Here is a 13,444-nt window from a genome sequence, read left to right on the forward strand (position 1 = left end):
AAATGATTGTCCTTTTCTTGCCATAAAAAAATCCCCTCCAGATAAAACAGTATTGAGTCCATCATATCAGATGGACTCTTTTTTACTGTCTACCTATAGGGGATAATACCAGAAACTCGCTCTTTTTTGTTATGTACAATAATTCATTACTATTCTAATTCAATTGAAACATTTTTTTGTGGTACAAATGTAGAAATTGCATGTTTATAAATAAGCTGCTGCTTACCTTCTGTTTCCAGCAGGACTGTAAAATTATCAAATCCTTTAATTAATCCACGAAGCTGGAAACCATTTAATAAGTACAGCGTAACAAACGTATTTTCTTTACGGAGTTGATTTAAAAACTGATCTTGAATATTGATTGATTGCTTCATGTCGAATCCTCCTCTTTTTCTCTACTTACTATTATTCGACTTTACTTGTAACTTTCCTTCTATGTATCGTAAAATTTCTGACGTTTTTTCACCGTCTGTAACATCAAACCACGTGACATCCATTTTATTACGGAACCACGTTAATTGACGTTTTGCATAACGACGCGAATTCGTCTTTAATTGTGACACCGCATCTTCTAAAGAGGCTCGATTCTCAAAATAATCATAGATTTCTTTATATCCAATCGCTTGAATAGATTGACAATCTCGTATCCCTCTATTATACAGCCCTTCTACTTCCTCTAATAGGCCTTGTTCCATCATCAAATCCACTCGTAAGTTAATGCGATCGTATAGCATTTCTCGATCCATTGTCAAGCCAATTAATGAAACATCATAGAGTAACTCTTTTTCTTGTTTCTCAATTTGGTCACTCATTTTTTCACCCGTCATGTGGAAAATTTCTAACGCCCGAATGACACGTCGTGCATTATTTGCATGAATACGCTCCGCACTTTCTGGATCTACTTCTTGCAATTTTTTATGTACATATTCCACACCGCGTTCTAAAGCTAACTTTTCCATTTGCTCTCGGTATATCACATCACCAGCATCATCTGTAAACTGATAATCGAATAAAACAGATTGTATATAAAGACCGGTCCCACCAACTATAATTGGTAATTTACCACGTTCTGTAATTTCTCGAATATGCTTGCGAACACGTTCTTGAAATTCCGCGACAGAAAATGAATCTTCCGGATTTTTTATATCGATCATATAATGTGGAATTCCGTCCATCTCTGCTTTTGTTACCTTTGCAGTTCCAATATCCATCGTTCGATAGATCTGCATGGAATCACCACTAATAATTTCACCGTTCAACGCTTTGGCAAGATCGATACTTAACTTCGTCTTTCCAACAGCAGTTGGTCCAATGATGACAGCAACTTTTTCACGTTGCACTTCTCCCATATCATTCAACTCTCTTTATGTAATATACTCCATCTATTGATTATACCCAATCTTACCAATTTTAACGGCATGATTGCAAGTTCTTTCATTTCGGTACATGAAATTACACAGAAAAAAGAACATAGTTTGTCCAATTCTGCATATACATGATAAAAATAGTTTCGAGAGGATGAGTTAACTATGAAACAATCCACCATCAATTTTTCATCTTTGACAAAAGACCTCATTTTAGCCACTTCTACAAAAGAACAAAATTGTTCACAAGAGGAATTATACTTCGCCCTAAATTGTTTACTACGGGCTTTTCATTCTACTCTCCATGAAACAACATTACATCCAGAAAATAAAAATACAGAATATATACAAACGCAATTTTGCAGTGCATATAAAATTATCACAGGTAAAACTATTTATCCATTTCAATAATCCATAAAAAGCGGCTGCTTACATAGTTTCAAGCAACCGCTTTTTATATTAATATCGATAACCTATTGTATAACTTTCACTTTTACAGATTTGCGCCCCCAGCTATTAGCACTACCATCTGAACCGACTAATACATCAATACGATTTCCTTTAATCGCACCACCGGTGTCTCCAGCAATCGCTTCTCCATATCCTTCTACCCATACTTTTGATCCAAGCGGAATTACTTTCGGATCAACAGCAATTACTTTCATATTTGGATTTGCTGTTAAATCATGCCCCATTGCAGTTAATACACGACCACCATACGAACCATTCTCACTCGGATCTGCTGTATATGCCGTCGCTTCTACTGTAATTTCACGACCACCAGTAGGCGCACTTGTTTCAGTAGATTTTGCAACTGGTTTTGCAGCCGGTTTTTCTTTTACCACAGGTTTACTTGATTCTACATTCTTAATAGAATCGTTACTCTTAACAGACTCTTTATTCTTAACTACTGTATTATTTTTAACTGGCGTATTTGTTCTAGCTGGCGCTTCTTCTTGAGCTACAACCTCTTTCTTTTCGATTACAGGTGCTGTTCCTGTTAAAAATGGCACGTGAACATATCCAACTTTTCCATTGTAGTCGAATTGTAACCATTCATTTTGAACTTGATTCGTCGTTTCAATCACATCATTTTTATTAAGTTTACCTAAAATTTCAGAATCAGTATTCGCTCCAGCACGAACATTTAATACGCCCGCCGTTACATAATATGTGCTCTTTGTAAAATCGGCACTTACAAACGCTTCCTTACCGTTCAACTTAATTTTTGTCCATCCATTTTCTGTATTTATAACATCTAGTGTATTCCCACTGAACACTTTACCTACAAGCTTTGACTCTACATTTGGGTTTTCTCTAACATTTAATACGTCTGTTGTTACAATTGTTTCCGCTTTAGCAGAACCCGCAAAAATCCCAAGACCAAAAACTGCTGCTGTTGCTATACCTAATAAATTTTTCATGAATAGCCTCCATTTGCTTTGTTTTCGTATTTTCATTATAGCAACAGATTTTTAGAATTTTTAGAAATCACACAATTACAAAGCATTCGTAATATACGATTAACGAGTTGTAACATAAATTTCCATATTAATAAAATGTATTCCTCATACAATCTCCAGTGGTTTTCATATATTTTTCATATACGAGCACAAGAACTTTTTTCCAGAAAAAATTACAGTGTTACTTTTTTGTTACAAAAAATTCACAATTCGTTACATCTTTTACCAAAAAACATCAATATTCAATTGTTAACCTATTTTTTTGTAATAAAAAGAGAGCAGCTACTAAAAACTGCTCTCTTTTTATTTGTTATTGAACTTTCTTTTTCCAAACACCTAGCATAACAGCCGAAACAATTGTTCCAATTAATATAGAGAAAATATATAGTAACGGTTTATTTACTAACGCTATTACAAATAATCCACCATGCGGTGCCGGTAATGTAATTTGGAATAACATAGATAACGCACCTGCAATACTTGAACCAACAACACAACTTACGATTACTCGAACCGGATCTGCAGCAGCAAACGGAATCGCACCTTCTGTAATGAACGATGCTCCCATAATATAATTGGTTAAACCAGATTTACGTTCCGCTTCTGTAAACTTTGATTTAAAGAATGTAGTTGCGAATGCAATCGCAAGTGGCGGTACCATCCCACCAGCCATAACTGCTGAGTGCACTCCAAAATTCTGTGCTTCTATTGCAGCAATACCAAACGTAAATGCCGCTTTATTAATTGGCCCCCCCATATCAATTGCCATCATACCACCTAAAATAAGACCTAGTAATATAGCATTCGTACCGTTTAAACCATTTAACCACCCTGTCATCATTTCATTTAATGCTACTACAGGCGGAATTACTACTTTTTGCATTACAACTCCTGTAATCAATAATCCAAAGACTGGATATAACAATACAGGTTTAATTCCTTCTAATTGTACTGGTAGTCCTGAAAATAATCTTTTCAACCCTAAAACAACATATCCAGCTAAGAAACCAGCAATTAACCCACCTAAAAATCCAGCATTCGCATTCGCCGCTAAAAATCCACCTACAACACCAGGCATAAAACCAGGACGATCAGCAATAGAACTTGCAATAAATCCAGCTAAAATTGGTACAAGGAATAAAAACGCACCTGTTTTTCCTCCACCAATTGACATGAACAATTCAGCTAAAGGACCTTCCGCCTTTATACCACCAAACGAAAACGCTAGCGCTATTAAAATCCCGCCGCCAACAACGAATGGAAGCATATTACTTACACCGCTCATTAAATGCTTATAAATTCCTAATCCTTTTTCTCCCTCAATACTTTCTGATTTCCCGTCCTCTTTTACACCTTTAAAGATTGGTGCATCTTGTTTGACAGCTCGCTTAAGCAGATTTTCCGTTTTTCGAATCCCATCAGCAACTGGCACTTGAATGACATGTTTACCAGCAAAACGATTCATTTCTACTTGTTTATCCGCCGCAACAATAATAGCTGTTGCACGTTCAATATCCTCTTTCGTTAAACCGTTTTTAATACCTGTTGATCCGTTTGTTTCAACTTTAATCGCTATTCCTAACTCTGTCGCTTTTGCTTTTAAGCTATCCGCTGCCATATATGTGTGAGCGATTCCAGTTGGACAAGCTGTAACAGCAAGTACGTACGGTTCATTTCCTTCTGGTTTTGCGACTTCAGTCTCTTCTTCTTTTTCATTCTCTTTTTCATCAAATAGTTGAAGAAGCTCACTTTCATCCTTTGCTTCTAATAGTTGCTTGCGAAATCCTTCATCCATTAATAATGTCGATAAACGAGACAACGTTTCTAAATGAGTATTATTCGCTCCTTCACTTGCAGCAATCATAAAGAATAAGTGTGCTGGCTGTCCGTCAAGCGACTCATAATTGATACCGCTTACACTTCTACCAAAACAAATCGATGGTTGTTTAACAGCCTTTGTCTTCGCATGAGGTATTGCAATACCTTCCCCTATTCCAGTCGTACTTTGGGACTCCCGCTTTAAAATAGCTTCTTTAAATTCCGTTTTACTATTTAAACGATTTGCCCCGTTTAATTTCTCAACTAATTCATCTATGACAGCTTCTTTATTTGAAGCTGTCAAATCCATAATGACTGTATCCCTTTTTAATAGTTCTGTAATTTTCATATGTTGCTTCCCCCTATCGCTTAGCTACAATTACTTGCGACAATAATTCTTCTACTTTTTCCTTCTTACATAAATCAGCTGAAAATGCTGTTGCACTCCCTGTTGCAACGCCGTATTGAAATGCCTTTTCAATATCTTTTGTCTGTTCATATTTGCCTACAAACCCTGCAACAAGAGAATCTCCGGCCCCAACTGAATTAATTACAACACCTCTTGGAACAGTCGCTTCATATATACCTTCTGCCGTAAATAATAAAGCTCCCTCTCCAGCCATCGATACGATAACGTGTTTTACACCTTGTTCAATTAATTTTCTTCCATAAGGTAAAACGTCCTCTACTGTTGAAAGCTCCACTCCAAACAACTCACCAAGTTCATGATGGTTTGGCTTAATTAAAAATGGCTTATTTTTAATTACATGTTGCAGTGCGCTTCCACTTGCATCTACTACTACACGAATACCTTTTTCAGCTCCAAACGCAGCAATTGATTCGTAAAAGGTACTTGGAATAGAGACCGGTACACTCCCAGCAAGTACAACACAATCTCCAGGTTGCATACTCTCAATTTTTTTCATTAACTGTTCGAACTGCTCTTTTGTTACAATAGGACCTTGGCCATTTAATTCTGTTTCTTCTTCCCCTTTTATTTTCACATTAATGCGAGTATCTTCATCTACTTGGACGAAGTTTGTTGTTACACCTTCCGTCTGTAATACCTCTTTAATAAATTGACCAGTAAATCCACCAGTAAATCCAAGTGCTATATTTTTAACACCTAAACGCTGAAGAACACGAGAAACATTAATTCCTTTTCCTCCAGGAAACTTCATATCTTTCTCCGCTCGATTTATTGTTCCTAAATCAAAAGAAGAAACTTGCACTACATAATCAATAGATGGGTTTAAAGTAACTGTATAGATCATTGTTTATCAGCCTCAATTACATTGGTTTGTTGTTTATATTTTTCTAAATCAATTTCTAAATGGTTTGTAATAATATTTGCTTCTTCAACATTTGCAATTTTCGCAAATGCAACTTCTGAAAACTTACTTTCATCAATTAAGAAATATCCTTCGTTTGCTAATGTTAATGCCATTTGTTTTAAGAGCGCTTCTTCTGGATCTGGCGTTGTAAAGCCAAGCTGTTCATGTACACCATTTGCACCTAAAAAACATTTATCAAAACGATACTTCTGCATACTTTCCTGTGCCATAGCACCGATTAAAGCTTTCGTCCTACTCTTCATCATTCCGCCTAGTAAATACGCACGAATATTATTTTCAACTAAAGCTTCAATATGCATAAGTCCATTCGTAACGACAGTAACATCTTTATTTATTAAAAATGGAATCATTTCAAATGTTGTACTTCCTGCATCTAAATAAATACAATCACCTTGTTCAATAACGCTAGCCGCATACTTAGCAATTTGTTGTTTTATTTGAATGTTTTTGGATGATTTTTCAACCATCGTTGGTTCTTGCCCTTTTCCTGTTAAAACAGCGGCACCACCATGAACTCTTTTTAATAACCTTTGCTTTTCCAATTGCGCTAAATCACGGCGAATTGTCGATTCAGAGCTTTCTGTTCTTTCAACTAATTGCTGTAATTTTACAACTTTCTGTTCTTTTACAAGTTGCAATATCATTTGATGACGTTCAGGAGTTAACATTTTATTCACCTCTTCTTTGATTACAGTATAATGAAAACGGTCACAAAAATCAACCGTAAACAATCAAAAATAATCAAAAACATCCAAAAACGTTTATAAACAGCAAAAAGAAACCTATTCGATCAAACAATCAAATAGGTTTCTTTTCTAAATTCACTTATAAAGAAGCTTTATATATACTTAAAACATCATCTTTATTTAATTTTTTAAAGTTACCAAATTCACCATACGCCATCGCTTTATCCGCCATTAAATCAATTTCATTTTCTCCAATAGCGTAATCAGATAATGTTACTGGCGCCTCAATTGAAGTCCAAAATTGACGTAACGCCTGAATTCCTTCTAACGCAATTTCTCGATCAGTCTTTCCATCTGTTTCTACATTGAATACTCGAATAGCAAACTGTTTAAAACGACTTACATTTTCCTCTACAACATGCTTCATCCAGTTCGGGAATAAAATCGCAAGGCCACCCCCGTGTGGTATATCATGAACAGCAGAAACTGCATGCTCAATATTATGAGTCGCCCAATCTCCTTTTACTCCCATTGCTAAAATGCCGTTTAACGCCATAGTACCACAATATAAAATAGTTTCTCTATGCTCATAATTTTCTAAATCACTTAAAAGCTTAGGAGCTGTCTCAATTACTGTTTTTAAAACAGCTTCACAATAACGATCTTGTAGTTCTGTATTCGTTCCATGATGGAAATATTGTTCTAATACGTGCGACATAATATCTACCATACCGTAAATTGTTTGATCTTTCGGTACAGAAGTAGTATGAACTGGATCTAAAATCGAAAACTGCGGGAAAGTAACCGGGCTACCCCATCCATACTTTTCATTCGTTTCCCAGTTTGTAATTACCGAGCCTGCATTCATTTCAGATCCTGTTGCTGCAAGAGTAAGTACAGTACCAAATGGTAATGCCTCATTAGCAAATGTTTTTTTCGTTACAATATCCCATACATCTCCATCGTACTTACTACCAGCTGCAATTGCCTTCGTACAGTCGATTACACTTCCTCCACCAACTGCTAAAATAAATTCAACACCATTCTCTTTACAAATTTGAATCCCTTTCTTTACAGTTGATACACGTGGATTCGGTTCAACACCTGTTAATTCAAATACTTCTGCATTAATATCCTTTAAAATAGAAATTACATTATCATAAATACCGTTTCTTTTAATGCTGCCTCCCCCGTATACGAGAAGAACTTTTTTACCGAACTGTGGAATTTCAGTTTTTAACTGTTCTAATTGACCTTTACCGAAAATAAGTTTCGTTGGATTACGAAATACAAAATTTTGCATATTTCTTTACCATCCCTTCTATATGAAAAGCAACTATACTTTTGTATACCATATTTTTTTCATTTCACAAAAATATTTGCTTAATAAAAAAATCCCAGCCTACAGGCTGAGATTTTTTTATTGGTAATAAGGTGAGATCATTAAGTAAACAATAACACCAGATAAACTTACATATAACCAAATCGGCATCGTCCAACGTACAATTTTACGGTGACGTGTTAATTGATTTGTAAAACCAAATACAAGCGCAAACAATGCAAGTGGTACGATAATTGCTGCTAGGATAATATGTGTAATTAAAATGATGAAATACACATATTTAATGAATCCTTCTCCGCCAAAATGTGTTGCCGGTGCTAAGTAATGATACGATAAATACGACACACAAAATAGTAAAGTTGTCGTAAATGCTGCAAGGATAAAACCACGATGCATTTTCACATTCTTTTTAATAATAGAGAATAACGCTGCTAATAAAAATACGAACGTAAAGCTATTAAAAATCGCGTTTAACATTGGTAAAATCGTTACATCAAAATGTACTTCTCCTTCATAGCCAACAGGTCCAAAGAACAAAAATAAAATAATCGCATTTACAATTACAGAAAGCGTTATCACAATAGGAGCATAGCTTTTCTGATTTGTTGATTGATCCACCAAAATGGTCACTCCCTCTTCCTTCAAGTATGTATACATAACCTCACTATTTTAACATATTATTCACAGTGTAAATGTGACAATAGTTTGACACAGCAAGACAAGACAAAGAAAAAAATCCTTCTTAATAAAACTTCTTAAGAAGGATTTTATCGCTTTATTATTCAAATAGCAATGCGATTAGTTTTTGTTAAAAAATGTATCGCTATATGCTTGAAAAATTTCAGACACTTGATATCCCATTAATGAAATTGCTGTTAATGAAAAGAAACCAATCATAAGAAATCGAAACCACATATAAATCTCCTCCTTGTATTTAGCTTAAAAAACATTCGCTATATTACAAGTTGAGTGGCACTCTTCATCGTCACTTTCCTTTTTCCTTACAATTGCTGTAATAAATCGAATCATAAAGAAAACTACAAAAGGAAATTGTTCGTAATTCACATTGGCATAGTTTAGCAACGGCTCGCGCTGCACATCGAACGGAGATGAGAAGGAGTAGAACATACCTTGCTCTTCCATATATACAATTACAATTTTCATGCAAAATACGATTCCTAGAAACGAAACAATATCTTGCCATTCTGTCGTATATAACAGGTTATACAGCTCTAATACATACTCTTCCATCATCATCCCCCCTTCCTTTTTTACCATTTTGCTCGCCTTCGTATAAAAAGTCAAGAAAAAAGTTTATATTCACTATGACAATAGTAATTACTTGTTTCTATGATTATATATGATTCTTTTATAGCAATGATTGGGTGTAACTCTCTTCGAAAATAAGAAAATTAGAATCGAACAGATTCCTCATTCTTACTTTTAGGATGCAAAACTGTGATATTTTTATTTCTATTAAAAATAAAATAAGAAAGTATTATAAGAACAGTAACAAACATTGTTAAAAATGCTTGTGAACGTAAAGTATCAATTGCGAACATCGCAACTAAAACTGCTATAATAGCAGCAATTGTAACATACGTTACATACGGAAAAAGCCACATTTTCACTTTCAAATTTTGTTGTTCTACTTTCCCCATTTTTTTACGCATCTTTAAATGCGAAACTGCAATAACGAGATAAACTAGTAACGCAATCCCGCCAGATGCATTCACTAAAAACAAAAAGACTTTATCTGGAGAAATGTAACTAAACACAACTCCAATATAAGCGAAGAAAGTTCCAAATAAAACCGCTCGAACGGGAACACCACTACTGTTCAATTTTAAAAATGACTTTGGAGCATCTCCTCTTTCTGCCATTGAAAAAAGCATTCTTGAATTTGTATATAAGCCTGAATTTAAGCAAGAAAGTACAGCTGTTAAAACGATAAAATTCATAATTTGTGCTGCCGCTGGTATTCCTATATGTTCAAGTACAGCTACAAATGGACTTTTTAATATGTTTGCTGAATTCCATGGCAGTAGCGTGACAACTACCGCTATAGACCCAATAAAAAATACAAGAATACGCCAAATCACACTGTTTGTTGCTGTTTTTACTGCTTTTACAGGTTCTGCAGATTCACCTGCGGCTACTGCTACAATCTCTGATCCCATAAATGAAAATATAACAACAGTAATTCCAAGCAGGACCGAACTTATACCGTTTGGCATAAATCCACCTTGTCCAATTAAATTCGAAGTGCCGGGTGCTTCTGTTCCTGGAACAAATCCTAAAATAACAGCAAGACCTAGACAAAGGAACAAAACAATACTTATTACTTTAATAAAAGAAAACCAATATTCAAACTCTCCAAATGATTTCACCGAAAAAACGTTCGTCAGCGTTAATAAAATTGTTAATATTAAACTTAATAACCAAAGCGGTATTTGTGGAATCCAATATTGGATAATACCAGCACCTGCTGTGGCTTCTATTGCAATAACAATTACCCAAAAAAACCAGTATAACCAGCCTATTGTATAACCCGCCCAAGGACCAATCGCTTCTCTTGCATACGTTGCAAATGAACCACTTGTCGGATTAACAGCTGCCATTTCTCCTAGCATTCTCATGACGAAAATGACTAGAAGTCCTGCTAATGCATATGAAACGATAGAACCTGGTCCTGCCGAATGTACAACTGCACCACTTCCAACAAACAAACCAGCCCCTATTACGCCGCCAATTGAAATCATTGTAATGTGGCGTATTTTGAGGTCTTTCTTTAGATTTTTATCCAAATCTTGTACATCCCCTTCCAAACTAAATTTTGAAACTTATGTAAGAGTACTGTGCGAAAGATTTTGTCCTATACTTTAAAATATATCAAAATATTCTGAATTTAACAATTGCAATTCAACCTTCTTCAAAAATTATTACATTAGGTTTAATACTTTCCCATACACAATTGTTGAGAAAATTATAGTCCCCTTACAAAAGAAAGAATTTTCAGATATTATTAAATAAACAAGATTATACATCTAGACAACTTTTTTGTATAGGAGTGTTGATATGTTAAACAAGTTCAAATTTTTTTGTTGTATTTTAGTAATGTTCTTACTTCTACCGCTATCCCCTTTCCAAGCACAAGCAGCAAACAATTTAGGTTCAAAATTACTCGTTGGATATTGGCATAACTTTGATAACGGTACTGGCATTATTAAATTAAAAGACGTTTCACCAAAATGGGATGTAATCAATGTATCTTTTGGTGAAACTGGTGGTGATCGTTCCACTGTTGAATTTTCTCCTGTGTATGGTACAGATGCAGACTTCAAATCAGATATTTCTTATTTAAAAAGTAAAGGAAAGAAAGTAGTTCTTTCAATAGGTGGACAAAATGGAGTCGTTTTACTTCCTGACAATGCCGCTAAGGATCGTTTTATTAATTCCATACAGTCTCTAATCGATAAATACGGTTTTGATGGAATAGATATTGACCTTGAATCAGGTATTTACTTAAACGGAAATGATACTAATTTCAAAAATCCAACTACTCCCCAAATCGTAAATCTTATATCAGCTATTCGAACAATCTCAGATCATTATGGTCCAGATTTTCTATTAAGCATGGCTCCTGAAACAGCTTATGTTCAAGGCGGTTATAGCGCATATGGAAGCATATGGGGTGCATATTTACCAATTATTTACGGAGTGAAAGATAAACTAACATACATTCATGTTCAACACTACAACGCTGGTAGCGGGATTGGAATGGACGGTAATAACTACAATCAAGGTACTGCAGACTACGAGGTCGCTATGGCAGATATGCTCTTACATGGTTTTCCTGTAGGTGGTAATGCAAATAACATTTTCCCAGCTCTTCGTTCAGATCAAGTCATGATTGGGCTTCCAGCAGCACCAGCGGCAGCTCCAAGTGGTGGATACATTTCGCCAACTGAAATGAAAAAAGCTTTAAATTATATCATTAAAGGAGTTCCGTTCGGAGGAAAGTATAAACTTTCTAACCAGAGTGGCTATCCTGCATTCCGCGGCCTAATGTCTTGGTCTATTAATTGGGATGCAAAAAACAACTTCGAATTCTCAAATAACTATAGAACATATTTTGATGGTCTTTCCTTGCAAAAATAACAAAGTAAAACTATAATTAGCCCCCATCAATCGGACATTTATGGGCAATCAATGCAGGATAAAAACAGCAATAGGACCCTTTATAGGTCCTATTGTTGTTTTTTATTTATGAAAACTACTTTGTCACATCTAAAGTTTCAAGAAACTGTTTTCCATCGCCCAACATCGCACGTTCCTCCGAATCATATTGTTAAATATTCTAGTCACTCTTTTGCTTCAACACAAAAACTGAAAGTTCAGGTACACTACAAAATCTAACAGGCATCCTAGTAGTCCCAATACCACGATTTACATATAAATATAACTGCTTACTCTTCCCCTCCACTTCATACATACCTTCAACATAGCTCTCAGCTAGTTTGGTAGTAATTAACGGACCTACAAAAGGGATTTGGACTTGTCCTCCGTGACTATGTCCTGACAGTTGAAGATCAACTGGGTAACGATTTATTTTGGTTACAACATCCGGCTCATGTACTAATAACATGTTAAAATCATTTTGTTTCAAGTTTTTTAAAGTTGAATCTATTTTCGGCTTCCCTAATAGAAAATCATCCAAACCTGATATTGTAATATATTTGCCGTTTTCCACTTTAATTTTCTGCACTTCATTTACTAATACAGAAAAACCAGCTTCCTCCATATATCTTTTGTAAAATAAACTACCGCCCCCGCCCCTATCATGATTCCCAAACACAGCATATTTCCCTAAGGGAGCATAAATTTTCTGCAAAATAGCCTTCGCTTCCTCTCTTTCTGCACTATAAGAACCAAATTTATCTATTAAATCCCCGGTAAAAACTACTATATCTGGATGTAATTCATTCATCTTCTCCACCAAATGTTCAAGTTGCTTCAATGTAAACTCTGGCCCTAAATGTACATCTGAAAACTGTAACATTTTTTTATTATTAAATTCTTTAGGAATTGCAGAAGCTTCTATTTCATTCCATGTAACTGTTACTAGTTTTCGTTCTATTTCTGTCGCATAATAATACAAACTTACTAGTATCATTAATATACTTATAAAACTAATAATAAATATCTTTACGATTGATTTTTTTCGTTCTTTTTTTACATGATTCGTATTCATGTTTTCACCTCTAGAAACACTTTAAATCCTTATTGTTACATTAATGTGACAACATGAACAATGTTATTAATATGTAATTTCCTCCCTATTCACTTTGACAATTTTATACAGAAGTCATACCATATTTTTATAATACATATATTTTCGAATCTTTTTCTATTC

General features: G+C 34.9%; 13 protein-coding genes. 2 read left to right on the forward strand and 11 right to left on the reverse strand.

What is annotated here, in order from left to right:
• Window positions 1-149 precede the first annotated feature (149 nt).
• Together hfq and miaA are read right to left on the reverse strand one after the other, a co-directional pair.
• Window positions 150-374 carry an RNA chaperone Hfq gene (gene hfq, locus MR168_RS00005; RefSeq protein WP_000813896.1) on the reverse strand — a complete coding sequence of 75 codons (225 nt, stop codon included), beginning with the start codon at window positions 372-374 and terminating at the stop codon, window positions 150-152.
• A 21-nt stretch (window positions 375-395) separates the two neighbouring features.
• Complete coding sequence (gene miaA / locus MR168_RS00010) at window positions 396-1,349, reverse strand: tRNA (adenosine(37)-N6)-dimethylallyltransferase MiaA (RefSeq protein ID WP_006922262.1); 954 nt, start codon at window positions 1,347-1,349, stop codon at window positions 396-398.
• Window positions 1,350-1,529: 180 nt separating this feature from the next.
• On the opposite strand from miaA, the gene MR168_RS00015 reads away from it, so the two are divergent.
• Window positions 1,530-1,775 (forward strand): hypothetical protein, encoded by a 246-nt coding sequence (locus tag MR168_RS00015; protein ID WP_000814429.1) that lies wholly within the window; start codon window positions 1,530-1,532, stop codon window positions 1,773-1,775.
• 62 nt (window positions 1,776-1,837) lie between these two features.
• Here the strand turns inward: MR168_RS00015 and entD are convergent, their stop codons facing one another.
• From entD to gabP, 8 genes are all read right to left on the reverse strand, one after another.
• On the reverse strand, window positions 1,838-2,788 hold the full coding sequence (gene entD / locus MR168_RS00020) for a cell wall-binding protein EntD (RefSeq protein WP_242291163.1): 951 nt from the start codon (window positions 2,786-2,788) through the stop codon (window positions 1,838-1,840).
• A gap of 349 nt (window positions 2,789-3,137) precedes the next feature.
• Complete coding sequence (locus MR168_RS00025) at window positions 3,138-4,994, reverse strand: PTS fructose transporter subunit IIABC (RefSeq protein ID WP_242291164.1); 1,857 nt, start codon at window positions 4,992-4,994, stop codon at window positions 3,138-3,140.
• 13 nt (window positions 4,995-5,007) lie between these two features.
• Complete coding sequence (gene pfkB, locus MR168_RS00030; RefSeq protein WP_006922254.1) at window positions 5,008-5,919, reverse strand: 1-phosphofructokinase; 912 nt, start codon at window positions 5,917-5,919, stop codon at window positions 5,008-5,010.
• On the reverse strand, window positions 5,916-6,668 hold the full coding sequence (locus MR168_RS00035) for a DeoR/GlpR family DNA-binding transcription regulator (protein ID WP_016123256.1): 753 nt from the start codon (window positions 6,666-6,668) through the stop codon (window positions 5,916-5,918). The genes pfkB and MR168_RS00035 overlap by 4 nt, the downstream gene beginning before the upstream one ends.
• 157 nt (window positions 6,669-6,825) lie before the next feature.
• Entirely contained in the window at window positions 6,826-7,989 is a 1,164-nt protein-coding gene (locus MR168_RS00040; RefSeq protein WP_025708990.1) for an iron-containing alcohol dehydrogenase, read from the reverse strand.
• A 117-nt stretch (window positions 7,990-8,106) separates the two neighbouring features.
• Complete coding sequence (locus MR168_RS00045) at window positions 8,107-8,649, reverse strand: DUF420 domain-containing protein (RefSeq protein WP_000228315.1); 543 nt, start codon at window positions 8,647-8,649, stop codon at window positions 8,107-8,109.
• Window positions 8,650-8,967: 318 nt separating this feature from the next.
• Window positions 8,968-9,306 carry a hypothetical protein gene (locus MR168_RS00050; RefSeq protein ID WP_002026213.1) on the reverse strand — a complete coding sequence of 113 codons (339 nt, stop codon included), beginning with the start codon at window positions 9,304-9,306 and terminating at the stop codon, window positions 8,968-8,970.
• Between the two features lie 134 nt (window positions 9,307-9,440).
• Window positions 9,441-10,835, reverse strand: coding sequence for a GABA permease (gene gabP / locus MR168_RS00055; RefSeq protein ID WP_000360111.1), 1,395 nt, complete (start codon window positions 10,833-10,835; stop codon window positions 9,441-9,443).
• Between the two features lie 271 nt (window positions 10,836-11,106).
• Between gabP and MR168_RS00060 the strand changes: the two genes are divergently transcribed.
• Entirely contained in the window at window positions 11,107-12,189 is a 1,083-nt protein-coding gene (locus MR168_RS00060) for a chitinase (RefSeq protein WP_000932436.1), read from the forward strand.
• A gap of 199 nt (window positions 12,190-12,388) precedes the next feature.
• Here MR168_RS00060 and MR168_RS00065 read toward each other — a convergent pair whose 3' ends face one another.
• Window positions 12,389-13,282 carry a metallophosphoesterase gene (locus MR168_RS00065; RefSeq protein WP_001095338.1) on the reverse strand — a complete coding sequence of 298 codons (894 nt, stop codon included), beginning with the start codon at window positions 13,280-13,282 and terminating at the stop codon, window positions 12,389-12,391.
• Between the last annotated feature and the right edge of the window lie 162 nt (window positions 13,283-13,444).

It is taken from the genome of Bacillus cereus group sp. BfR-BA-01356, from assembly GCF_022663635.1.
Taxonomy (GTDB): Bacteria; Bacillota; Bacilli; order Bacillales; family Bacillaceae_G; genus Bacillus_A; species Bacillus_A cereus.

Bases quoted from the DNA above. Each gene is read 5' to 3' on its own strand.
- MR168_RS00040 (WP_025708990.1), bottom strand. From the start codon at position 7,989: ATGCAAAATTTTGTATTTCGTAATCCAACGAAACTTATTTTCGGTAAA.
- miaA (WP_006922262.1), bottom strand. From the start codon at position 1,349: ATGGGAGAAGTGCAACGTGAAAAAGTTGCTGTCATCATTGGACCAACT.
- MR168_RS00025 (WP_242291164.1), bottom strand. From the start codon at position 4,994: ATGAAAATTACAGAACTATTAAAAAGGGATACAGTCATTATGGATTTG.
- MR168_RS00050 (WP_002026213.1), bottom strand. From the start codon at position 9,306: ATGGTAAAAAAGGAAGGGGGGATGATGATGGAAGAGTATGTATTAGAG.
- MR168_RS00065 (WP_001095338.1), bottom strand. From the start codon at position 13,282: ATGAATACGAATCATGTAAAAAAAGAACGAAAAAAATCAATCGTAAAG.
- pfkB (WP_006922254.1), bottom strand. From the start codon at position 5,919: ATGATCTATACAGTTACTTTAAACCCATCTATTGATTATGTAGTGCAA.
- hfq (WP_000813896.1), bottom strand. From the start codon at position 374: ATGAAGCAATCAATCAATATTCAAGATCAGTTTTTAAATCAACTCCGT.
- MR168_RS00060 (WP_000932436.1), top strand. From the start codon at position 11,107: ATGTTAAACAAGTTCAAATTTTTTTGTTGTATTTTAGTAATGTTCTTA.
- MR168_RS00035 (WP_016123256.1), bottom strand. From the start codon at position 6,668: ATGTTAACTCCTGAACGTCATCAAATGATATTGCAACTTGTAAAAGAA.
- MR168_RS00015 (WP_000814429.1), top strand. From the start codon at position 1,530: ATGAAACAATCCACCATCAATTTTTCATCTTTGACAAAAGACCTCATT.
- entD (WP_242291163.1), bottom strand. From the start codon at position 2,788: ATGAAAAATTTATTAGGTATAGCAACAGCAGCAGTTTTTGGTCTTGGG.